This window comes from Reticulibacter mediterranei, from assembly GCF_016587455.1.
The window spans coordinates 1,073,531-1,096,704 of record NZ_BNJK01000001.1 but is presented as its reverse complement, the minus strand read 5'-3'; the positions used below and the strand labels follow the sequence as shown (position 1 = coordinate 1,096,704).

General features: G+C 51.0%; 20 protein-coding genes. 13 read left to right on the top strand and 7 right to left on the bottom strand.

Features of this window, described 5'->3' with window-relative positions:
- Positions 1-230: 230 nt before the first annotated feature.
- Complete coding sequence (locus tag K3T83_RS04885; protein WP_220201852.1) at positions 231-776, top strand: hypothetical protein; 546 nt, start codon at positions 231-233, stop codon at positions 774-776.
- 280 nt (positions 777-1,056) lie between these two features.
- Here the strand turns inward: K3T83_RS04885 and K3T83_RS04880 are convergent, their stop codons facing one another.
- Complete coding sequence (locus tag K3T83_RS04880; protein ID WP_220201851.1) at positions 1,057-1,938, bottom strand: LOG family protein; 882 nt, start codon at positions 1,936-1,938, stop codon at positions 1,057-1,059.
- Entirely contained in the window at positions 1,928-3,970 is a 2,043-nt protein-coding gene (glgB, locus tag K3T83_RS04875; protein ID WP_220201850.1) for a 1,4-alpha-glucan branching protein GlgB, read from the bottom strand. The genes K3T83_RS04880 and glgB overlap by 11 nt, the downstream gene beginning before the upstream one ends.
- Positions 3,971-4,548: 578 nt before the next feature.
- On the opposite strand from glgB, the gene K3T83_RS04870 reads away from it, so the two are divergent.
- The 4 genes from K3T83_RS04870 (at position 4,549) to K3T83_RS04855 (ending at position 7,745) form a co-directional block, all read left to right on the top strand.
- Positions 4,549-4,947: a TraR/DksA family transcriptional regulator gene (locus tag K3T83_RS04870; RefSeq protein WP_220201849.1), complete on the top strand. Its 399-nt coding sequence runs from the start codon at positions 4,549-4,551 to the stop codon at positions 4,945-4,947.
- 130 nt (positions 4,948-5,077) lie between these two features.
- Positions 5,078-5,671, top strand: a complete 594-nt coding sequence (lspA, locus tag K3T83_RS04865) for a signal peptidase II (protein ID WP_220201848.1) — start codon at positions 5,078-5,080, stop codon at positions 5,669-5,671.
- Positions 5,658-6,611: an RluA family pseudouridine synthase gene (locus K3T83_RS04860; RefSeq protein WP_220201847.1), complete on the top strand. Its 954-nt coding sequence runs from the start codon at positions 5,658-5,660 to the stop codon at positions 6,609-6,611. Before lspA ends, K3T83_RS04860 begins: the two co-directional genes overlap by 14 nt.
- Positions 6,612-6,968: 357 nt before the next feature.
- Entirely contained in the window at positions 6,969-7,745 is a 777-nt protein-coding gene (locus K3T83_RS04855) for a hypothetical protein (RefSeq protein WP_220201846.1), read from the top strand.
- A gap of 103 nt (positions 7,746-7,848) precedes the next feature.
- Here K3T83_RS04855 and K3T83_RS04850 read toward each other — a convergent pair whose 3' ends face one another.
- Both K3T83_RS04850 and K3T83_RS04845 read right to left on the bottom strand, forming a co-directional pair.
- On the bottom strand, positions 7,849-8,238 hold the full coding sequence (locus tag K3T83_RS04850; RefSeq protein ID WP_220201845.1) for an HU family DNA-binding protein: 390 nt from the start codon (positions 8,236-8,238) through the stop codon (positions 7,849-7,851).
- 226 nt (positions 8,239-8,464) lie between these two features.
- Positions 8,465-9,340 (bottom strand): 3-keto-alpha-glucoside-1,2-lyase-like domain-containing protein, encoded by an 876-nt coding sequence (locus K3T83_RS04845; protein WP_220201844.1) that lies wholly within the window; start codon positions 9,338-9,340, stop codon positions 8,465-8,467.
- A 202-nt stretch (positions 9,341-9,542) separates the two neighbouring features.
- On the opposite strand from K3T83_RS04845, the gene K3T83_RS04840 reads away from it, so the two are divergent.
- Positions 9,543-10,589 (top strand): zinc-dependent alcohol dehydrogenase, encoded by a 1,047-nt coding sequence (locus K3T83_RS04840; RefSeq protein ID WP_220201843.1) that lies wholly within the window; start codon positions 9,543-9,545, stop codon positions 10,587-10,589.
- Between the two features lie 41 nt (positions 10,590-10,630).
- Here the strand turns inward: K3T83_RS04840 and K3T83_RS04835 are convergent, their stop codons facing one another.
- Positions 10,631-11,245 (bottom strand): TetR/AcrR family transcriptional regulator, encoded by a 615-nt coding sequence (locus tag K3T83_RS04835; RefSeq protein ID WP_220201842.1) that lies wholly within the window; start codon positions 11,243-11,245, stop codon positions 10,631-10,633.
- Positions 11,246-11,548: 303 nt separating this feature from the next.
- On the opposite strand from K3T83_RS04835, the gene K3T83_RS04830 reads away from it, so the two are divergent.
- Both K3T83_RS04830 and K3T83_RS04825 read left to right on the top strand, forming a co-directional pair.
- The gene (locus tag K3T83_RS04830) at positions 11,549-12,853 is read left to right on the top strand and encodes an L-fuconate dehydratase (protein WP_220201841.1); all 1,305 of its coding nucleotides are present in this window, start codon (positions 11,549-11,551) and stop codon (positions 12,851-12,853) included.
- 45 nt (positions 12,854-12,898) lie between these two features.
- Positions 12,899-14,167: an alpha-L-fucosidase gene (locus tag K3T83_RS04825; protein ID WP_220201840.1), complete on the top strand. Its 1,269-nt coding sequence runs from the start codon at positions 12,899-12,901 to the stop codon at positions 14,165-14,167.
- Positions 14,168-14,202: 35 nt separating this feature from the next.
- Here K3T83_RS04825 and K3T83_RS04820 read toward each other — a convergent pair whose 3' ends face one another.
- Entirely contained in the window at positions 14,203-15,117 is a 915-nt protein-coding gene (locus tag K3T83_RS04820) for a helix-turn-helix domain-containing protein (protein ID WP_220201839.1), read from the bottom strand.
- Positions 15,118-15,210: 93 nt separating this feature from the next.
- Here K3T83_RS04820 and K3T83_RS04815 point away from each other — a divergent pair, with 93 nt between their 5' ends.
- The 5 genes from K3T83_RS04815 (at position 15,211) to K3T83_RS04795 (ending at position 19,972) form a co-directional block, all read left to right on the top strand.
- Positions 15,211-16,167 carry a phytanoyl-CoA dioxygenase family protein gene (locus tag K3T83_RS04815; RefSeq protein ID WP_220201838.1) on the top strand — a complete coding sequence of 319 codons (957 nt, stop codon included), beginning with the start codon at positions 15,211-15,213 and terminating at the stop codon, positions 16,165-16,167.
- Between the two features lie 219 nt (positions 16,168-16,386).
- On the top strand, positions 16,387-17,163 hold the full coding sequence (locus K3T83_RS04810; protein WP_220201837.1) for an SDR family NAD(P)-dependent oxidoreductase: 777 nt from the start codon (positions 16,387-16,389) through the stop codon (positions 17,161-17,163).
- A 63-nt stretch (positions 17,164-17,226) separates the two neighbouring features.
- A complete protein-coding gene (locus tag K3T83_RS04805) occupies positions 17,227-18,261 on the top strand; it encodes a Gfo/Idh/MocA family protein (protein WP_220201836.1) in 1,035 nt (344 codons plus the stop codon).
- A gap of 145 nt (positions 18,262-18,406) precedes the next feature.
- Positions 18,407-18,886 (top strand): group II truncated hemoglobin, encoded by a 480-nt coding sequence (locus tag K3T83_RS04800; RefSeq protein WP_220201835.1) that lies wholly within the window; start codon positions 18,407-18,409, stop codon positions 18,884-18,886.
- Positions 18,887-19,012: 126 nt separating this feature from the next.
- Complete coding sequence (locus K3T83_RS04795) at positions 19,013-19,972, top strand: aldo/keto reductase (RefSeq protein WP_220201834.1); 960 nt, start codon at positions 19,013-19,015, stop codon at positions 19,970-19,972.
- A 44-nt stretch (positions 19,973-20,016) separates the two neighbouring features.
- Here K3T83_RS04795 and K3T83_RS04790 read toward each other — a convergent pair whose 3' ends face one another.
- A complete protein-coding gene (locus tag K3T83_RS04790; protein WP_220201833.1) occupies positions 20,017-23,133 on the bottom strand; it encodes a family 78 glycoside hydrolase catalytic domain in 3,117 nt (1,038 codons plus the stop codon).
- Positions 23,134-23,174 lie beyond the last annotated feature (41 nt).

Here is a 23,174-nt window from a genome sequence, read left to right as displayed (position 1 = left end):
CTTTTCTGATCAGCAATAATGCAGGTGAGGGCTCATCCTCACTGTTGCTGACCAAGAGGAAAAGAAGAGGCTTTCTTCGATTTCCGTTGAAAAAGGCTTGTCGCCTATCTCGACGACGACAAGCCCTTCTGTTAAAATGAGCATGTTAAGCAATACGACAAATAGTCGTGTTTTTTTGCGCTGATGGGGACCCCTTTGATGTGCGTTCTTCTGGAAAAAGGAGTTGATAGATGCTCTCTCGCAAAGGCGCCCTGCTGATCGTCAGTGGATCGCTTGTTGTTTTACTTGGGGCTGTGGGCAATGTCATCGTCTCCTGGAATGAGGGGAGCGATTCCATTTTTCTGTTTTTCAGCGATTGCCCTGGTTCTAAGTGTGCGAACGCTGAGCGTATCTCCGATTTATACACACTCGGCAACCACCTCTCCGCACTGTTCTCGCTGATCGATAGCAGTTTAGTTCCTCTGGCTGTGGCCACCTTGGGTCTCGGGATCTGGAGCCTGATGCATGTCGAGGGTTCTGGGGACTGGAGATGCTCTCGCTGGCTTGCCATCCTGGGCCTCACGTGTCTGGCCTTGAGTACGATAGAGACGATGGGGCAGATGCTGATCGCTCAGGAACAAATCCGCCTGGGAGTGTCACCTGGACGGGATACCTGGATACTCACCCATTGGCTGCTTCGGCCACTTTTCTGGACAAGTCTGTTCGGCTTCCTGACAATACTCGGGGGCAGCTTCCTGAGACAAAAGCCTGTCAATAGTTCTGAGGGAGAGACGTGACTCGCTGCTTGGGCGTTTTGTATCTGCACAATGTTGTTCGCGAGGTTGTGGCTGGATCTCCCCTTCATCAGCAACAATGCGGGAGAGCCGTCGGGGACTGCAACCCTTGGCAACAACCAAGGGCCACATCAGCCATTGATGCGAATTTATGGGAGTGAGCAATGACAGCAAAATTGACACCAATAGTAGCCGATTCTGTGCCACGTTGTGCAACACAGGGCAAGAGCAAACCCGCCTGACAAGCGGAGCGTCCTTCCTGGTTGCACGCTGGAAAGGGCATCTAGCGAATAGTCTGTTCGCTATAATGCAGCGGATGTTCTCGCTCTAAACGATAGCTCTCCTGATACGCCTCACAAACAATACGGCAAATCTCCTCTGGGTCATCCGAAAGGTGGAGCAGATCCAGATCTTCGGGCGACACTTTCTCTTCGATCAGCATTGTCTGACGTAGCCAGTCGATCAAGCCTTTCCAATATTTAGAATCGTAGAGGATGACCGGAAAATGGCTGACTTTCTTCGTCTGAATGAGCGTCAACGCCTCGAACAGTTCGTCCATCGTGCCAAAGCCACCGGGGAAGATGATAAAGGCATTGGAATATTTGACAAACATCGTTTTGCGTACGAAGAAGTAGCGGAAATCGAGCGCAATATCGAGGTAGGGATTAGATGCTTGTTCAAAGGGAAGCTCGATATTGCAACCAATTGAGCAGTTTTCTCCTTCCTGTGCGCCCTGATTGGCTGCCTCCATGATACCGGGGCCGCCGCCTGTAATGATGCCAAAGCCGGCCTTTGCCAGCAGACGAGCCGTTTCTATCGCTGCGGCATATGATGGATCATCAGGTTTAGTGCGGGCTGAGCCAAAGATCGCCACTGATGGCGGAATGTGGGCCAGCGCATCGAAGCCCTCGACGAACTCGCTCATGATGCGGAAGACGCGCCAGGGGTCGGTAATGGTAAAGTCAAAGTGCATGCCACGTTCAACAGAGTGTTGTTCGATTTTGACCTGCTCGATCGGCGTCGGCTCTGTTGGCTTTACAAGTGGCTGCGTTGGACGATGGAGCAATCGCTCATCCTCTGTGACATGCCCATCTCTTCGTGGACGAATGCGGGTCACTGATTTCTCACTTTTGCGATGATTATGATTACTATTATTACGACTCATACGCTACGGTCTCTTTCCGTTCTTTGGATGTATTATTCATCGCTCGACATTTTAAGATTGTGGTGGCGAGCGGAGGTAATGTCAACAATAGAGAATGCGGGCATGATTGCCAGTAGATGGGTGCGCTTGGCATAGGTTGATCGTTGATGATGCCACTTCCCCCATAACATGTGTGATCGCTATTGAGTATTTCATAGTAGTTTCCCGGGTCTGGTACTCCCACTCGATATCCAAAACGCGGCATGGGCGTAAAATTGCATATAAAGATGAGCGTCTCTTCTGGTTTGGTGCTGCGACGGATAAAAGAGATGACGCTATTATCCGAATCGTGCGGATCGATCCAGGAGAAGCCCTGTGGGTCAGTATCGAGCGCGCTGAGTGCCGGTTCTTGCTGATAGAGCGCGTTGAGATCACGCACGAACTGTTGCAAGTGGGCATGATGCGGATCGCTGGGAGGCTCAAGCAGGTGCCAGTCGAGGCTTTCGGCCTCGTTCCACTCATGCCATTGCCCAAACTCGCCGCCCATGAAGAGGAGCTTCTTTCCTGGATGCCCCCACATATAGCCGAAAAAGGCGCGCAAATTGGCAAAACGCTGCCAGAGATCGCCAGGCATCTTGGTCAATAGTGAGCCTTTGAGGTGGACCACCTCATCATGCGAGAGCGGCAGGATGAAGTTCTCTGAATAGGCATACATCAGCGAGAAGGTGATATTGTTGTGATGGTAGCGCCGATAGATGGGGTCCATGTGCATATATTCCAGCATATCATGCATCCAGCCCATGTTCCATTTGAAACTAAAGCCGAGACCACCTATATACGTGGGGCGCGATACCAGCGGCCAGGATGTCGATTCTTCTGCAACGGTAATGGTGCCAGGAACCTCTGCATACACAGCTTCGTTAAGCTGGCGCAGGAATGTTACTGCTTCCAGGTGCTCGCGTCCTCCATGCTGGTTGCTTACCCATTCGCCATCGGGCCGCATATAGTCGAGATAGAGCATTGAGGCAACGGCGTCTACACGGAACCCATCGATGTGGTATTCGCGCAGCCAGAACAGGGCATTGGCGACAAGAAAATTGCGCACCTCGCTGCGTCCGTAATCGAACACATACGTTCCCCAGTCTTTATGCTCTCCTTTGCGCGAATCAGCGTATTCATAGAGATGTGTGCCATCAAAATAGCTCAAGGCGTGACCATCTTTGGGAAAGTGTGAAGGCACCCAGTCGAGAATGACTCCTATACCCTGCTGATGCATGTAATCGACAAAATATTGGAAATCTTCCGGCGTGCCAAAGCGACTGGTGGGAGCATAGTAGCCTGTGACCTGATAGCCCCATGACGCATCGAGCGGGTGTTCAGTGATTGGCAGCAGTTCCACATGTGTAAATCCCATATCTTTAACGTATGCTGCCAGGGCGTGAGCTAACTCGCGATAGGTCATGAAACGATCTTCTTCGACAGCTCCTTCCAGGTGGCGTTCGGGAACATGACGCCACGACCCGAGATGCACCTCATAAATTGAGATCGGCGAGCTGAATTGTTGGTGCTGGCTGCGCTGCTCAAGCCAGGTGTTGTCTTGCCATTGATGGCGCTGAATGTCAGCCACGATGCTGGCGTTTTGTGGGCGTAGCTCGGCGGCGAAACCATAGGGGTCTGTTTTATCAACCATATAGTTGTGAAAACGCGAGATGATTGCGTATTTGTACACAGCTCCGGCCTCTAATCCTGGCACGAAGCACTCCCAGACACCCAGATCTATATGGCGCAGGTGCATGGGGGTCACGCCTCGTTGCCAGTCGTTGAAATCGCCTATCACGGAGACCGTCTGAGCATTTGGTGCCCAGACAGCAAAGTTGACGCCCGTCACTCCCTCAACCGTGCGCAGATGCGCGCCCATCTTTTCATAGATATGGTAATGTTTGCCCTGTCCGAATAGATAGAGATCAAAATCACTAAAGATAGAAGGTATATCCTGGCTTGAAGACGCGGGTGTACCCTCTTCAGCTTGTTGTGGTACTCGTGGTTCTGTCATAGCTCGCTTCCTTTATCCCGTATTGCCAGCGTTCCATTCGCATCTCTTTTTGTGGTCTTTTCAGCATAGCATATCAGGCAAGAGATGCCCATTTTCAGGGGCCTCAGGCCAGGGCTTTCCAGTTCTCCGCTCAAAGGGGTGCAGGGTCTCCCTGCCGGGGTCTGGGGTGTCCCCAGTTTCCTTCCCTCCTTCGCGCGCCGCCTGCGACGGCGCGCAAAAGAGAAGAAAAAAGGTTTTTGCGGGGACACCCCGCACCCCGGCAGAGGGCTGCCGCCCTCTGCACTCCCGCTAGATGGGAGAATTGGAAAGCCCTGGGCCTCAGGCATTGAGGTTTGCTTCTTGCTACATTGCTCACCCATATATAGTACGATTAATCATGTATTATGGTGGTAAAATAAGAAGCTATGGGACAAATAGTTGTCTGTTTTCTGTCTCCATGAGAGGCCATCCTATCTGATTGAAACGGAAACGACTCTGGTTGCGTATATTTTCTCATAAGGAGAGAAGTGAAAAAAGTGGCTTGAGAGCATGTTTCTTTTCGCTGCTCTTCGTCAATCGCATAGAAAGGATAATGCATCATGACTCTGGATATGCAGCAGATAAAAAAACGTCTGGAAGAGAAGAGAACAGAACTACGAACGCAGATGGGGGATTTGGATCAGGCATATCCCACTCCTGTAGATACAACGGAGATCAGCGAGGGACCGCAGGAATTTGAGGAGACGGCCACAGATTTTCAGGAGATGCAGCAGGAGCAATCGATCCTGGTGAATGAGCAGGCATTACTCATGGAGGTTGAGGCGGCGCTCAAGCGTATCAAAGATGGAACGTATGGCCGCTGTGTGGTATGTGGGCAACCGATTCCTGAGAAAAGGCTGGAAGCTATTCCCTGGGCTGCTCGTTGCATAAAAGATGAGCAAGCATTGGAACAACGCAATCTTAGCAGAGAAGAATTGTACGACGCGGATACGCAATGATTGAGGCTGGCCCTCCCTGCTTTTTTCACGCTTCAGGGAGAGGTACTATCTGCATAGTGCCTTTTCCTGACGATTGTGGTACAATGCTCGTGCCTGATCGATTTTGAGTATAAGGAAGAAGGAAATCATTGTGCTAGCCAGGCGTGCGCGTTTTTATGATGCTTTAGCATTGCTCACTGCGGTTGTGGTCATCTCCTTTGATCAGTGGACAAAAGCCCTTGTCGTAGCCAATCTGAACCCACCAGGAAGTAAACCAGATATTTCTCTGCTCGGCAAGTATCTGGTTATTGCATATATCCAGAATAATGGAGCGGCTTTTAGTCTCTTTAAAAATCAGAATAACTTCCTTGCCGTTTTTATTCTCCTGGCTATTGGCGTGATTGCCTATCTCTATGCTCGGATGATTAACTCGGGACCGCTTTTCTATAAGATCGTCTTTGGCCTGATCGTTGGTGGGGCGATTGGCAATTTGATTGACAGGGCGCGTCATAGTGGCTATGTGGTTGATTTTATCTCCTTCCGCATCCCTGAAATTAATTATTACTTCGCCATTTTTAATATTGCGGATGCCTGTATCTCCGTTGGGGTCTTTCTCCTCTTCGTACTGGTCGCGTTTGGTGGTTTGCATCATAGCGCAAAGAGCGACGAGACGAGCCAAAATACTTCTTCATCGGTGACGAACAGCGGAACACTGCAAGCGAAAGAGCAAGATGCACAATCCTGATGTGGCCCATTCTCATAGCCCCGAACAGTGGACGATTGAAGCCGATCAAGCCGGACAGCGGCTTGATCGTTATCTTGTGTCCCGTTTGGAGGATGTTTCACGTACGCAAGTCCAGCAACTCATCAGCAATGGCCTGATTCTGGTGAATGGGCATGCTGTGAAGCCGGGTTATGCCTTGCGTGCGCAGGATACGCTTCAACTATTGCGTACCACTCCTGTAGCGACGCCAACCACCGTGCAACCACGAGCGCTTCCACTCGATATCGTCTATGAAGATGAGTATGTGCTGGTGATTAACAAGGCTGCTGGCATGGTGGTGCATCCAGCGCCCGGTCATTATGAGGATACGCTGGTCAATGCTTTGCTTGCTCGCTATCCTGAGTTGCGCACAAGTGAGAGTGACCTGCGACCAGGCATCGTGCATCGCCTGGATAGGGATACGACCGGGCTATTGATCGTGGCGAAAGATGTGCGCACGCAAGCGGCTCTGGTGGAGCAGATGAAGCGGCATGAGATAGTGAAGCGTTATCTGGCGCTGGTTGAAGGCACTGTAGCGTTGGAGAAGGGGAGCATCGATGCGCCGATTGGTCGTGATCCTCGCCATCGTCAGCAGATGACGATTACGACAGTGGATAGCCGTGACGCGGTGACTCATTTTCGCGTCTTGAACCGTTATGCTCATCATACTTTGTTACTGTTGCAATTGGAGACAGGGCGCACGCATCAGATCCGCGTCCATTTGCAAGCCATAGGGCATCCCGTTGTTGGTGATCCCATGTACGGTTCAGGGCGGGTGCGCCCAGGGCTTGTCATCCAACGGCAGTTCTTGCATGCGTACCAGTTAGCGTTTGCGCATCCTATAATCGGTCGGGAACTGGAATTGGAAGCGCCATTGCCCCCGGATTTACAGTCTGTTCTCGCGAACGAAACTCTCCTATAGCCCCCTGGAAAATTTGCGGAAGGCCGGGTATACTAATAATATCTCCGTAAATTCACTGAAACTATGTAAAAACGTATCATTGTATATCATCTTGTTTTACCCATTCAATAGCGATCATCTACTACTAACCTATTTTTCCTGATACTCAGTTTTCTCTTGCAATTTCTGGATACTTGCGGTAAAATAGGCCCATCCTTGATACGTATCAGTTGTCACTACAGCAAATTACCTATAGACCTTTTATATTCATGTATGCATCTATATATGAATGGTTGAAGAGGGGATCTCCGACTGTAGGCATATTTCTTCTTTAAATTGAAGAATGCTTTACTTTGTTAAGGAGAGGAGAAATTGAATATGCCGACATTAGACACGGCAGATGATATTACTCCCCGTAGCGTTTTGCGGCACAGGCCAGTAAGTGCGACAACCGCATCCTCTACGGGGAGACGTTTGACCGCTGCACCAGTGATGCAGCGGGCATCTCGCTCTCGCACTACCACGCAAAACACCGAGGAGGTGGATACCGTGTGGGAAGGTGAGATCGATACAAGGCCCGGCACACGGGGGAGTGCCAGGCGAACGACGGTAACGCCAAAGGCTCTGACAAATACGTCTTATCCTAAGACGAAAACGAAGACGACGGCGGCACCGAAAAAGACGCGTCATCAGGCGCATCCGCTCCTTTATCTTGGAGTGGGCATGCTTGTGATGCTTTTCCTCTGGACCGGGTTGAGCGCGGCTTCTGGCTGGTTTAACACGATCCTCGATGATATTCATTATGGGCGTCCACGTACATTTCAAACGGATGCAATGGTCGGTCATGAGTCAGGGAGTACTCCCAGCCATTTTATCGCCATCAATTTGAATCGTCATATCGAAATTATCGAACTTCCTGGCGGGGATGCTGCTCATGCTCGTATCTACATTGGTCCTCAGCTTTTTGGTGAAGGCGATGAGCTGATACCGGTGACATTGAAATTTGTCGATCTCAATGGAGATAAGAAGCCGGATATGCTTGTGGACCTGCGAGGGTCGCGTGTCGTTTTCATCAACGAGAAGGGAACGTTCCGTATGGCTCAGCCCGCTGAGCGTCGCCAGCTCGAACAAACGTTGCAACGTTCGGATGGCTAGCCGCACAAGGTAGGTGTATTCCCAGGAATTATGGATGATCATATACAGAAGGAACTCCCCTGAACTGGCTTTTTGCCAGAGGGGGAGTTCCTTTTGTTTGCCGCTATTGTTCGGAGCCGTTGCGCATCATTTTTGTTTCGCCGTTTGACTTTTTGTCTGTGCGAGGTGCAAATAAGGGAGAACTTCCTAGGGCAGCTTGAGAGAGTACTGCCCCCACCGAAAAGCCAACGCGTTTTCTGGCGGGAATGGTGATCTGATCTCCACCACGGATCGATTTGACACGGCGCGCCGCCACATCGCGGAGGTTCCAGGTGCCAAAGCCCATTAAACGTACTTCGTGGCCGCGTGCAACGTCTTCGCGCACGACTTCTGTAAAGGCATCAATAACTTTACTAGTCTCTTTAAGATTCAAGCCTGCCCTGGCCGCAACCTGATGAATCAATTCATCTTTTCCAATGACAACATGATCTTTTGCGGGTGAACTTGCTTTCATAGAATATCTTACCCTCACGTGTGTAACGCAGAGAAATAGGTCGCCTCTGCTGACGATTTGTATCTGCACTTTCTCGATGTCAACAATCGCATCATCTACAGCGATGAACGATATGTCTACTCTGTGCAATAGAATGGTGTGACCATCCACTTCCACTATACAGAGTCCCACCAAATGCTACGCAATGGCTACACTAAAAGTTTCAGCAAGGCGCAGCGCTCCCTGATTATCCTTTGATGGTTGCTGTCTTGGAAGCGGCCGGTGTTGGGATGCCACCTGGCAGCTCGTCGGGCGCTGGATAGATGGAGAGGCTCGTCACCATCAATTGAACCCCTTCGGAGGTTGTGCCATGTTGAACAAACAATGCAATTTGTCCGTGAGTATAATCTTCGTCGGAAATAGCTTGTACCGCAACACCATTAATGAACAATACTAGCGTTGGCCCTTTCATAATCACTGTGAGCCGGTTGATATGGCCTGACGCCTTGATTTGGGGAGCGTGGGTGGGCTTAACCAACGGTGTGATGATTTGATAGCTGTCTTCGGGATCTAGCGATTCTTTACTGATGCCGTACATGTTATTCCCATAAATATCGATGCGATAATCATGATCAAGGTTGCTATCACCGCGCAGATAGAGGCCCACGCTATCGTTCGCGTCTCCTTGTTTGATCGTGAAATTCATCGATAACGAAAAATCGTCAAATGAGGTACTTGCCGGTATGCTTTCGACAAGAATTTTATGGTTATTTGCTGCAAGAGTTAGAGCGCCTTCATCGAGGGTACGTGTATAGCCTGCCGCATTGCCAGTCAGCCAACCTTTGCTGTTATCAATAAAATAGTCCTGGAATAGTGGCTGAGGCGTTTGTGAGATAGCGGGAGTGAGCGTTGAGGTTGAGGTGGGTGGTGATACGGTTGGCGTGGCGGTGTGAGTGACTGTGCTGGTTTTAGTATGAGTAACGGGAGTTGCGACAACATGGTTTGCACCATCTCGGCTGTTGGCAATGAGAAAAATGCTGCTACCAGCAAGTAAAAGCAGGCAGATGATAACCCATATAGATAATTTCCAGCGTTTGCTGGTGTGCTTCTTCTCTTCGGTCATTCTAGCGAATTGCTCCCTCTTTTGAATACATATTCTATTACGAAGGGGATGAAGTTCTGTTACGCTTCGCTTGTCGATGGTCTAAAAGTCCTGATTGGTTTAACCTCTTTTGGCGTGCTGGAGAGGCAGATTTGTCGTGCTATAATACAGCTAACATTATGCTGAATAAGCTGTCGCCAACACTGGAAAAGAGGTCACGTTCATGCTCGCTGCTATGTTTTATGGTCCAATGGATATACGTCTGGAAGAGCGCTCGATTCCCAGACCAGGACCGGGAGACGTGTTGTTACAGGTTGCGGTTGCCACGACTTGTGGCACGGATCTCAAAACATATCGTCGCGGTCATCCCCGCTTGTTTCGGCAGACGCCCGCTGGCTTCGGCCATGAGGTTTCAGGCCGCGTGGCTGCGGTTGGAGCAGGCGTAACACAATGTCGGGAGGGTGATGCTGTCAGTGTGGCGAATTCCGCACCTTGTTTGCAGTGCTTTTACTGTCGGCGGGGGAAATACAGTTTGTGTGAAGATCTCCTGCTGCTCAACGGAGCCTATGCAGAATATTTGCTTGTACCAGAGCGAATCGTGCGTCAAAATCTGTATGTACTGCCTTCCGGTTCATCGTTTGTGGCAACGGCCTTAACCGAACCGCTGGCGTGCGCGTTGCATGGCGTTGATGCGAGTGGTGTTGCCGAGGGCGATACTGTTGCAGTGCTGGGATCTGGCCCGTTGGGGTTGCTGCTGGTCGCGCTGGCGAAATTGCGTGGCGCCTATGTGATTCTGACTGGTCGGGGCAGCGAGCGCCTGGCTTTAGGCAAATTATTTGGCGCAGATGTTGTTATTGATATTGCTGCGCTCTCTTTTGAAGAACAACGCGAGGCTGTGTTGCGGGAAACAGAGGCGCGGCGCGGCGCAGATGTTGTGATTGAAGCGGTTGGTACGCCGGAGACGTGGAGTCTTGCCGCCACGATGGTACGGCCCGGGGGATTAATCAATTTCTTTGGTGGTTGTCCCTCTGGAACGCAGGTGGCTTTAGAGACACAACCCCTGCACTATAGCGAATTAACCATGATTGGTGTCTTTCATCACACGCCCGCATATTTTTCCCAGGCCCTCGATTTGATTACCAGTCGCCACATTGATGTTGAGGCACTGGTTACGGCTCACGTTCCCCTTGCGTCTGTGCTGGAGGTCTTTCAACGTTTATTGCAGAAGCAGGGCGTGAAATACGCTTTGATTCCTCCCAACGTTCTCTAAATGTGAAAGCTACTATTGCCTGGGCATTCTGTTATAGCCTATTAGCTCAGTCCCCTTTGCTTTAGAGTTGCTTCTTGATCGATTAATAGCCCTTGCATAATCATTTGGCAATGGATGTCTATGACTTGCTGTACCGTCAACCTGCCACCGGAGCGGAACCAGGTGGCCACTTCGGTACACATCGCAATAATGGCGTAAGAGGTGACTTTCACGTCGCTCTGACGGAAGATGCCGCGTTCCATGCCGTCTCGTAGCAGCTCTTGCAGCAGTTCATCATATCTATCGCGGAGTGAGATGATGTTGAGCCGGTTCTCGGCTTCCAGCGACCGGATCTCCGTGTCGATAATGAAGAATTCGGCTTTGTATCTTGTGTGGAGATGGATGTGATTGGTGATTGCTTGTTGGAGGCGCTCGACCGGCTCGTCGTATTCACTCAAAATGTGTTCAATCTGCCTGTTAAGCTGTTGCATATACGTGGTCATAATTTCAACGAGTAGCGATTGTTTGTTTGGATAATGATGGTAGATACTGGCTGCCTGTATTCCAGCGATACGGGCGATATCGCGAAGAGGCGCTGCATGATAGCCATACTCGGCAAAAAGTTGAATTGCTGCTGCTAAAATACTTTCCCGCATAGAGCGGCCTTCTGACCCCATATTCTCTCCTCAGTAATTGAAGTTGATAGTAATTGTAACAGAGCGATCCGACGCTATGCAATGCTTTTATGTAAGCTGAAAAATGTGTATGACTTATTATTTTGTATATGTTGATTACAATGATGATTTTCTCACGGGAAAAGAGGAATAATTTTATCGCAGCTTGCTTAGAATAGCCTTTTTATGTGATGAAAGGTTGTTTTTTTGCCTGTTTCTATGTTAAAATCAAAAAATGAATTGTATTTATTTTTGTATGGAGCGGCGCAATTAGTATGATTGGTCATGGGAAATAGGGAGAGCTGTATGACTATTACTATTACCAACCTGGTGACATATGATGTGCGCTTCCCCACGTCGCGTACATTTGCCGGTTCAGATGCCATGCATCCTGATCCCGATTACTCGGCAGCATATGTGATCTTGCAAACCGACAGCCCTCAAGGGCTTGAGGGTTATGGTTTGACGTTTACGATTGGTCGCGGGACGGAGGTCTGTGTTGCTGCTATTCGGGCACTTGCTCCTCTGCTCATCGGGCGAACGCTGGAATCTATCACAACGAATATGGCGGCTTTCTGGCGATCTCTAACCAGCGAGAGTCAGTTGCGTTGGATTGGCCCTGAAAAGGGAGTTATTCATCTGGCGACTGCGGCCGTGGTGAATGCGCTCTGGGATCTCTATGCGCGCGTCGAGGGCAAGTCTGTCTGGAAATTGCTGGTCGATATGTCTCCTGAGCAACTGGTCGCCTGCATCGATTTTCGCTATATCACCGATGCTCTGACGCCCGAGGAGGCACTGGGTATTTTGCAGCGCAATGTAGCGACAAGAGTGCAACGCGAGGCTGAGATGTTGCAGAAGGGCTATCCTGCCTATACCACCTCTGCCGGTTGGCTGGGCTATAGTGATGAGCGACTGCGCTCTCTTTGCCGCGAAGCTATTGCCAGGGGATGGACGCAGTTTAAATTGAAGGTTGGAGCCAGCTTGCAGGATGATCTTCGGCGCATACAGATCATGCGTGAAGAGATCGGTCCTGATCGCAAATTGATGGTAGATGCAAATCAGGTCTGGGATGTTAACGAGGCAATTGCACATATGCAGGCGCTTGCTCCCTATCATCCCTGGTGGATTGAGGAGCCAACCAGTCCCGATGATGTGCTGGGCCATGCTACTATCGCACGCGCCATCGCCCCGATTAAGGTTGCAACCGGTGAGCATGTCCAGAACCGAGTTATTTTCAAACAGCTTTTCCAGGCCAATGCCATGCACTTTTGCCAGATTGATGCGTGTCGTGTGGGTGGCGTGAACGAGATACTGGCAATTCTGTTGATGGCGGCCAAATTTGGCGTGCCTGTTTGCCCACATGCAGGCGGCGTCGGGCTTTGTGAATACGTCCAACATCTCTCCATTTTTGATTACATTTGCGTGAGTGCCTCGCTTGAAGATCGTATGCTGGAATATTCAGCACATCTTCATGAGCATTTTTTCGATCCAGTTGTCATTGAGGATGGTCACTATAAGGCTCCTCTCGCTCCTGGATATAGCGTGAAGATGCTCCCTGAGACATTGAAAGCGTATGCTTTCCCTGATGGGGAGATCTGGCGTCAGGCGTAAAGTCTCTTGATTGTTGGTTTGTTTATTTTCTGAAAGGCAGTGAAAATGGTACAGGAACAGCGTATACAGGCGGCAGAGCAGCGGCGCGACTGGTTCGTTCATAACCGTTTTGGTCTTTTCATCCATTGGGGTCTCTATGCATTGCCGGCGAGACACGAATGGGTGAAAAATCGAGAAATGCTGACGGATGAACATTACCAGCGCTATTTCAAACATTTTGACCCCGATCTCTATGATCCCAAAGAATGGGCGCGTACGGCGAAACGTGCTGGCATGCGCTATGCGGTGCTGACCACGAAGCATCATGAAGGTTTTTGTCTCTGGGATTCACAACTGACCGATTATAAAGCTCCCAATACGCCTGCTGGCCGTGACCTGCTCCGCCCCTGGGTAGAAGCATTTCGCGCGGAAGGTTTGAAGATCGGCTTTTACCACTCGCTGATTGACTGGCATCACCCTGAATTTCCTGTTGATGGGTTGCATCCGCAACGTGAGGATCTCGCATTTCGTGAGCAGGCACAGGGGCGCGATGTCAGCAAATATGCCGAGTACTTGCGCGGACAGGTGCGTGAGTTATTGACGAATTATGGCACCATCGATATTCTCTGGTTTGACTTCTCTTATTCCCGAATGGATTGGGGCTGGTCGAAGGGGAAAGGGAAAGATGACTGGCAATCGGAGCAGCTTGTGCAGATGGTGCATGAGCTACAGCCTAACATCCTGATCAACAACCGTACGGAGGTGGGAGGCGATTTTCAGACGCCAGAGCAGGTGCAGCCGCGCGGCTGGATACAGGTCGATGGGAAGCCCGTGACATGGGAGGCATGTCAGACGCTCAACGGCAGTTGGGGCTATGATCGCGATAACCTCGATTGGAAGTCGCCTGATCTGCTCGTGCGTATGCTTGTTGACTCTGTTGCTAAAGGTGGTAATTTGCTCTTGAATGTTGGCCCAACCGCACGAGGAGAATTTGATGCAAGAGCGGTGGCAACGCTGGACGCTATCGGTGAGTGGATGCGTTTGCATAATCGCTCTATTTATGGCGCGACTCAGAGCGATTTCACTCCTCCCCCTGATTGTCGCTTGACGCAGCGTGGTAATCGTCTCTACTTGCATGTGTTTGCCTGGCCGATGATCGATATTTATCTAGATGGGCTGGCCGACCGTGTGGAGTACGCGCAACTCCTCAACGATGCCTCCGAAATACGCATGGATGTGGACAAGAGCGATGCGAATACGCTGACCTTGAAGCTGCCAATCCAGCGTCCGGATGTGCTTGTTCCGGTCATCGAACTATTCCTGAAGGAAGACTGAATATGGTGAAGGGACGGTGGAAAGCTGTCCCTTCATTAGTTGTTTTTCGGCTTTTGAAGAGTTGTCCAGGTGGCTCGATAGGCTCCGGGAGCCTGTCCGTAGGCATGTTTAAAAGTTGTGTAGAAGCGACTGACCGAACCAAACCCGGCTTCCAGCGCTATGGCTGAGGCGTTGGTGTTGCTTATAATGAGCAGGCGTTGTGCATGTGCAAGACGGTATTGTGTCATATAGTCAATAATGCTGAGGCCAAGATGCTTGCGAAACAGTGTCATGGCGTAATTCGGGTGTAAATGGACGACCTGGGCAATATCTTCGATATGGAGCGGCTCCGTGTAGTGGTCAGCAATAAAGCAGGCAATCTTTTCTACTTTGTTCAGTTCCTCAACAACACTGCTTCCTGTGATAGCTTCATATGTTATGGGAGCGATGGAGTCGGATAGTGCCAGACGGCGCAGGAGTGCCTCAATTTCCAGTTGCACTATTCTCTGATATTCTGTGGACTCCTTTTGTTGCAGATCGATTTGCCATTGTCTGAAGAGATGGAGAGGAGAAGTGATTTGGGGCTGTGTGGCACACAGGACAAATTGTCCACGAATAACGTGTTGTGCGAACATATCTGGCAAGCGCCATTGCAGAAAGGTAGCAAAAGGGATCGTAATCCAATAGAAAAGAGCGTCTTCTTCGATATGGATCATCTGGTGGGGGATGGCAGCCCAGAAGATCGCGACCTGTCCAGCGTGAATCTCAATACGCTTGCCGCCTGAGAGGTACACTATCGCACCCCTCTCAAGATAGTTGAGTTCCACCTCGTTGTGTCTATGGGGACGTTGCATCAGACCAGGTTGCTGTTTGTTTGTCGCAAAGCCCAGAGTTTCCACATCGATTGTAGGGTTCGCGTGATCAAAAGGTTTCATGATCTTAGGATACAGTAAAAACTGGCACGAAAACAAGAAGATTTTCCTTTATTCTTCTTCTATATTTCGTAGAGATGAAGGTTCATCACGAGAACTTGACCGGCAACTATGTGAGTACGAGGAGGTATTATGACCACTCACAGCACCGAACAGAATCCCCAGACACCGTTACCTGATCACTTTGAGCGTACCCCGTATCATCTAACAGAGGAACAAATTCGTTTCTTTGATGAGAATGGCTATCTCGTGTTGCGGAAAATGATCCCGCAGGAGCTTTTGCAGCGTTTGCAGGAGGCCGGTGATACATGGATTGAGGATGGTTTGCATGCTGCGGAGGATGATCTCCACTATCGAGATTATGTATTCGCACAACGTACGAATGGGCGTGTGATGTTCCGCGTGAATTATCTGCATAACAAGAGACAGGCGGCTTCATTGGAGCTATTGGGATGTCCACAGGTGTTGGCTGTAGCAGAGAGCTTGTGTGGGCCAAATTTTGTGCCAACGTACGAATCTATGGTTTTTAAGCAAGAAGGTGATGGTGAAGCTATCCCCTGGCATCAGGATGCTGTTCATCCGCGCAGATATCGCCTCTTCAATTTTGATCTCTATCTTGATCATTCGAGAGCTGATGCTGGAGCATTACGGGTGTTGCCCGGAAGCCAGCGGCTCAGGCAAGATATTTGTGCTTTAAATCAAGCATGGGGATGGAACCATCCTGATGTTCAGATAGTGGAAATGGAGCCGGGCGATGTCTTGCTGCACGATGTCATGATTGTTCATGGTTCTGAGCAGGTGGAGGGCAAGGATCTGCGTCGTACTATCTATTACGAGTTCCGGGCAGCGGAAGAAGTCCTTGAGGATGGCCCCTGGGATCGTGAATGGATCGATAGGAGATTGCGTCTGATGCCTGTTGGGTTGCGGCATTATCATGAGGCATTTCCAAATAAAGATCAGTTTCAATGGAATGTGACCTCTGAGTTCCGACCTCGGATATCTGCTGATGAAGAACATGAACTCAAAGTGGCGCATGTTGTGCATATGCAGAGTTCGTTTTGCTCTTCTATACCAGAGGGCAATGCATAAGTATGGTTGGCATGACTGAGCGAGCAATACATCGCTTGTTTGCTTGTTGGTCCTGCAAACAGAGAATGTGCTAAACTTATATATACATCACCTCGTATATTCGCTCTAGAAATCGAGGGAGCAAAGCTAAGCTGATTTGCTCATCCATCGGTTTCTGGATTATGGAGGACACCCGCTGAGGGTGTCCTTCGCTCATGATGAGAAAGGGCAAAGACAAAGATGTTCAGGTTGGATAACAAAGTTGCGCTCATCACCGGTGCTGGTTCGGGGATTGGCCGCGAGATAGCGTTGCTCTATGCCAAACAGGGGGCGCGCGTGCTGATCGCAGATATCAATCTTGAGGCAGCCAATCAGGTTGTGAGCGAGATCCAGTCTCAGGAAGGAATTGCGTTTACTGTCAGTCTCAATGTGGCCGACGAGGAGCAGGTACGCAGCACGTTTGAGCAGGTGGTGCAGGATCACGAACGCCTGGATATTCTCGTCAATAACGCGGGGGTCAGTCATGTAGGCAATGTTTTAGAGACGAGCCTGGAAGACTGGCAACGCGTCATGACCGTCAATGCCGGCGGAGTTTTTCTCTGCTCTAAGTATGCGTTGGTCCATATGCTGGCGCAGAAACCGCAGGGCGGTGTTCTGGTGAACATTGCCTCGGTCGCGGGCATGATAGCGGTTGATCGACGTTTTCCCTATGGTGCCAGCAAGGGGGCTGTCATTAGCATGACGCGCTCTATCGCTATTGATTTTGTGGATCGGGGTATCCGCGCCAATGCTATTTGCCCTGGAACGGTGCATACGCCGTTTGTGGAGGGTTTTCTCGCACGCAACTTCCCTGATAACAAAGATGAGATGCGTCAGCAACTCCATGCTCGTCAGCCAATTGGACGGATGGGACGCCCAGATGAGATTGCGTCGGCAGCTCTTTATCTTGCCTCTGATGAGGCCGCATTTGTCACCGGCTCTACACTGGTGATAGATGGTGGCTGGACAGCAAAATAAGTTATTTTCTCTCGTTTCTTTGCATGCTTAGCATGCACGTCACATGTCCTGGAAGGATGCAGAATGCAGCACAATAAGCAAATCCGAGCCGTTATGGTTGGTTGTGGTGGCATGAGCCGCGCCTGGCTTGATGCAGCCAGTCAGACGCCCGATCTGGAAATCGTTGGTCTGGTGGATGTTATTGAGGAGGCAGCCAGGAAGAGGGCTGCCGAATATAATCTGGAGAGCGCCGCCATCGATACTGATCTGGCTTCTGTGCTTGAGAGTACCTCGCCTGATGCCGTCTTTAATTGCACGATCCCCGAAGCGCATACCAGCGTGACGCTGACCGCCTTTGATCATGGCTGTCATGTGCTGGGTGAGAAGCCGCTGGCCGATTCAATGGAGGATGCACGGATGCTGATAGAGGCGGCTCGCAAGGCTGGGAAGCTGTTTGCGGTTATCCAGAATCGCCGTTTTGAGCCGGGCGTGCGTCGTGCCAGAGCATTTCTGCAATCGGGAGCAATTGGGCCTGTTACCACCATCAACAGCGACTTCTACATTGGCGCACATTTCGGCGGATTTCGCGATCATATGGAGCATGTTCTCCTTCTAGATATGGCTATCCACACCTTCGATGCTGCTCGCTTCCTCAGCGGGGCTGATCCGGTTGCAGTCTATTGTAAAGAGTGGAACCCCGCTGGTTCGTGGTACGATCATGGTGCTTCGGCGGTTGCTACGTTTGAGATGAGCAACGGCCTGATCTATACTTACCGGGGAAGCTGGTGTGCTGAAGGGTTTCCAACAACTTGGGAGAGCGATTGGCGCTTCATCGGGCAAAATGGCAGCCTGAAATGGACGAATGGTGCGGATGTTCAGGCGCAGGTTGTAGCCGCCACTGGCGGCTTTCAATCGACCTATCAAGATGTCGCTGTGCCCCTTTATGATGGAGTGGACGATGTTGCCGGACATAAGAGCTTGATACAGGAATTTGTGACCTGTATTCAAACAGGCACTGAGCCGGAAACGATCTGTACAGATAATATTAAAAGCCTTGCGATGGTCTTTGGCGCGATTGAAAGTGCGGAGACTGGCAAGCGGGTGGCAATTAGTTGGTGAGAGATAATCCATACAGGGACTTCTCCTGTATGGACTAACAGCATGGATTCTGTATAAACTGGCAGTGACAAATTTCCTTGTCTCGATCAGAATACAAATGTGCGCATTGTATATTGTTGTATTGAGAACGAACAGGAGATATTTCATGGAGATAGAAAAGAAAACACCAACTTTGTACGAGTGGGCCGGTGGAGAAGAGGTGTTTCAACGCCTGACAGAGACGTTTTACGGTAAAGTGATTAATGATCCACTTTTGGAGCCGCTCTTTGGCTCGATGGCGCAGGAACATCCACAGCGTGTCGCCTGGTGTCTCAGTGAGGTTTTTGGTGGGCCGAAACATTATACAGAGCAGCGCGGTGGGCATCGCCATCTTATTGAAGAGCATCTGCGTCGTCATCTGAGCGAGCAGCAACGTGCTCGCTGGGTGAACCTGCTGATGGAAACGGCTGATGAGATAGGACTTCCCGCCGACCCGGAGTTTCGCGCCGCATTTGTCAGCTATATCGAGTGGGGCAGCCGTATTGCTCTGGCCGTTTCCCAACCAGGCGTTGAGATTACGGAAGATCTGGACCCGATGCCTCATTGGGATTGGATCGTCAAGCCTTTTCAGGATGAGAAGTCATAAGCAAGGCTAGCTACACAGAGCAAATCGGGCAGAGTTTTTATATACTCATGAGTATATAAAAACTCTGCCTGACAATCGCTTTAATAGTGCTGCCGTGAACACGTATGCAGGAAGGGTGAGAAGTCGATGAAATATCGTAGGCTGGGAAGAACGGGACTCAAGGTATCGGCATTGTGCCTGGGAACCATGCAGTGGGGGTATACAGCGAGCAAAGAGGCGGCTTTTACGGTGATGGATGCGTTTGTTGAGCGTGGTGGCAATTTTTTTGATACTGCCGATTTCTATGTGCGCTGGATCGATCAAGAACGCAGCGGTATCTCTGAGACGATCATTGGGCAATGGATACAGACGCGCGGCAATCGCCAGGATGTCATCCTTGCCACAAAAGTCTATCAGCCGATGGGTGAGGCTCCCAATGCGCGTGGACTCTCGCGCAAGCATATCCTTGAGGGGGTAGAGGCTTCGTTGCGCCGCCTGCAAACCGACTATATCGATCTCTATCAGGCCCACGCTTTCGATGCGGAAACGCCGATTGACGAGACCTTGAAAGCATTCGATGATTTGCAACGTGCTGGGAAAGTGCGCTATATCGGTGCCGCCAATTATCCTGCCTGGCGCTTGATGGAGTCGCTGTGGAGCGCGGATGTACGCAATACCGTTCGCTACGATTCGTTGCAGCCGCACTATAATCTGGTGCATCGCGGCGAATTTGAGCGCGATCTAAAAACCATTTGCAAGCAATATCAGATAGGTGTTATTCCATATAGCTCTCTAGCTGGAGGCTTTCTGTCTGGGAAATATAGGCGTGGGCAACAGGTTGATGGTCAACGGGCGTCAAGTGTGTTGAAGCGTTACGATCAGGAGCAAGCCTGGAAGACGATAGAGACGGTACAGCGTATTGCCGACGAAATTGGTAGCACCGCTTCCGCCGTCTCGCTGGCATGGCTACTGGCTCAGCCTGTCATCACCTCACCGATTACGGGGGCGAATTCGGTGGAGCAGTTGCGGCAGAGTTTGCCAGCGCTAGAAATCAATCTCGCGCCATCTCATCTCGCTGAACTCGAAGCCGTCTCAGCCTGGGAGTAGCACGAAACCGGCCCACTATTTTTGAGTGGGCCAGTTCGCTGAGATTATGCGGTATGTAGTGGCAGGAGATAACGAGAATGGCTTCCTTCAGATAAAAGAACATGATAACTCTTTTGCTCTTGTTGAACTTTCCCTTGAGTTCCACTGAGATACTGTGGTTGCCCGGTAGGATCTTCGCCAATCAGTTCCCCAGCCACACCTGTTGGAAAGTTGGTTTCGACCTCTAAGCCTTGTTTGGTTTGCGTCCAGCGCACGTATACATCGCCGCGTGGCGTAGGAACCGTCCCTTCTGCCCAATCAAGCGTGAAACGATGTGGCGCGATCCGTACGCGCGTATAGCCGGGGGCAGTCGGTTGGATGCCGAGTATCTGGGTTGAAAGAAAGTAGGCGGGGGCGGCAGACCAGCCGTGGCAGAGGCTACGGCTCCAGTGGTTTTCACGGAAGCCCGGAAAGGTTTCCCAGAACGTTGTCGCGCCTTTCTCCAGCATCTTTCCCCATTGTTCTCGAATGAGGGTTAGCACCTCATGCACCTTCCCTTGAGCCAGCATAGTTTCCAGCGTAAAGAAGAGGAACCAGGGGCTACCAACTGGAACCACCTGATCGGCAGGCCAGGATCTTGCTCGATCCGGGGAACTGCCCACGAACTTGCCCTCAAGCGCATTCATGACCAGCGGCAAAATACGCTCGGCCCGCTCAGGAGGCGCACAGTGGCATTGTAGCACCAGCGTATTCGTTGGCTCGCTGATCCGGGTGCGTTGTACAAACTCCTGAAATGTCTCCTGCTCAGGTTGTTTGAGGCGTGCTATATGGCGCTGATAGGCCGCTTCATCCCGTACTGTGTCTACGTAAGCGCCGCGCTCCTCTGACCAGCAATACTGATTGATTGCTGTGTAGACACGTTCGGCAACTTCCCGATATGTCGCCGCATCAGCGGCGAGTGATGCTGAGTCTTCAGGCGTGATGGTTGCCAGTTCTTCGGCCATCATTGCGGCCTGGCGCAAACTTTCTACCAGCAGAGCGTTGCTTGATGTCACTTCGCCATCTCTAGTTAGATCCATTGCAGCCCAATCGACCAGATTCCAGAGGTCGGGGAAGTCGAGCAGATCGCGCTCCGTGAGATAGCCAAGGCAACGTTGTAAACATTCGCGTACATCGGGGTAGAGGGCGGCAAGGCTTGCTTTATCGTCGGTGAGCTGATAATGTTCCCAGACATTCCAGATCCAGAGGAATGTCCACATAGGGATCTGACTGAACCAGCCGCTGCCGACGTGATCGGTCGTGAGATGCGGCAAATCCCGCAAATGCGGCGGTTTGATTACATCCAGTTGGCGAGAAAGCGATTGACCGGTGAGTCGTAAGCAGCGATCTGTCAGGTCGTAGGCTCCAAAGGCAACAGCGTTGACGAGCGCTGAGTTGCGGGCGTCGCCAACCCAGAAAGTTTGCTCATAGGCGGGGCAATCAGTGTAGGTGTCTTCCATACAAAGCTGTACAGTATAAGCTCCTACTGCCCATATATTCGTCAGGAGCGGATCGCTACAGGCGAAACGTCCCCGCCGTTCGACTGGATAGGTGCTGAGGAGGTTATGGAGATTGTAGAACTTGACGGGGCGGCTGGCTTTACGCACTGTGAGCGACGCATAGCGGAAGCCGCGCCGTTGATGTGAGCGAAAGATCTGATGCCCTTCACGACAGACGTAGCGTAAGCTGTTACGCAGTAGATCGGTCCAGAAGATCCCGCTATCGTCGATCCCCTCAAAAAAGTTGATATCGACAATCGTACCTTCTGGGGCATCCAGTTCCAGAACCAGGTAGCCGATTAGTTCGCGGTCGAAGTCGATAACAAGATGCACATCACCGTCAGGCTGCGGGTAAAGCGTGGTGTATTGTGCGTTCTGATGGAGCAGGTTTGCCACGTTTTCAGCAAGCGGAGAACGCTCACCCGCAATGCGCTGACGTGGTTGTGGCCGATCAATCGTGATATCGCAGAAGCCATTGGAGGGCAGCAGGAAACGTTGTGTCGAGGTAAGCTGCTGAATATCCACCATGTTTTCAGATGCCGAAATCGATAGCCTGGGAACGAGTGGCCAGTTTGCCGGAGCAGTTGTTGCCAGTTGCTTGATGAGTGCCTCGTCCCGTTCGTCGAATGGACCAATATAAGCCCAGATGCAATCAGCAGAGGCATCAGGTACAATGCTGGTGGCATCAAATGTCAAAGACTCAGTGGTAGAAAATAACAGACTGGGCCATTCTGAGCCTGTGATCATGAAGAGATTCCGTCCGGGATGCAGGTCAACCGTTGTTGGCAGATGGGTCAGCCGTTGCCCATTGCAGAGCATATATCTAGTGTCGTAGTCTGCCTCGGCGTGAATGGTAACAGTGCAGGCTTGTGACGCGATAATTTCGGTTGCGAATGCTCGTCCCCGCTCGCCGATTGGTTCGGCTCGTAGCCCGGTCGAGGGGGTAGCATAACGATGTCGTAGATCGAAGCACCAGCGATAGCCGGGCAGCGGGTGGGCCAATTCAGCGGCGAGGACGCGGGCAGGCATGATAGGATCGCTGGTTAGAAATGGAATGCTGCGTGGGGCCAGCGTATTCCAGGGAGTTGTGCCAACTGGACCTATCACCTGTGGCGCTTCCCAACCATCAGTGGGGAAGCCTGGGAGCATCCATCCCTCTTCCTCGTTACGGGCATCGTACTGCTCCTCAAAAGGTTGCTGAATGGAGATGCGTGGGGTGTTGCGGATAAAGGCGGCGTCGGGCGATATGAGCCAGCTTGCGTCGCTGACGATATGCTCTGTCTGTCCATTTGCCAGTTCCAGTACGATCTCGCATAAGAAGCCGCCGCGCCCGCGAATATATTGGAAGGTATGGTCTCCCCAATGGACGACACGAGCGGCGATGACGTTTTCCTGATCGCTCTGTAGCCAGTCGGTGATATCGTACTGATCATAGCTATAATACCAGGGAAACGAACGCACTGGCCCTGTCCCCAGCCATTCGCTATTGATAAAGATCTCATAACGGCTGTCTGCGCTGACACGTAACGTGGCATGTTGGATGGCTTGAGTAGAGCGAAATGTTCGTCGCAGGCGTAGCCAGAGGTTGCGTGGCGATGCTTCACCCTGTTGCCAGATCCAACGTGCATCCGTCGAAAAATCCATACGAAGCGGCTCCTTTACCGATATCCGAATGATCTACTTGA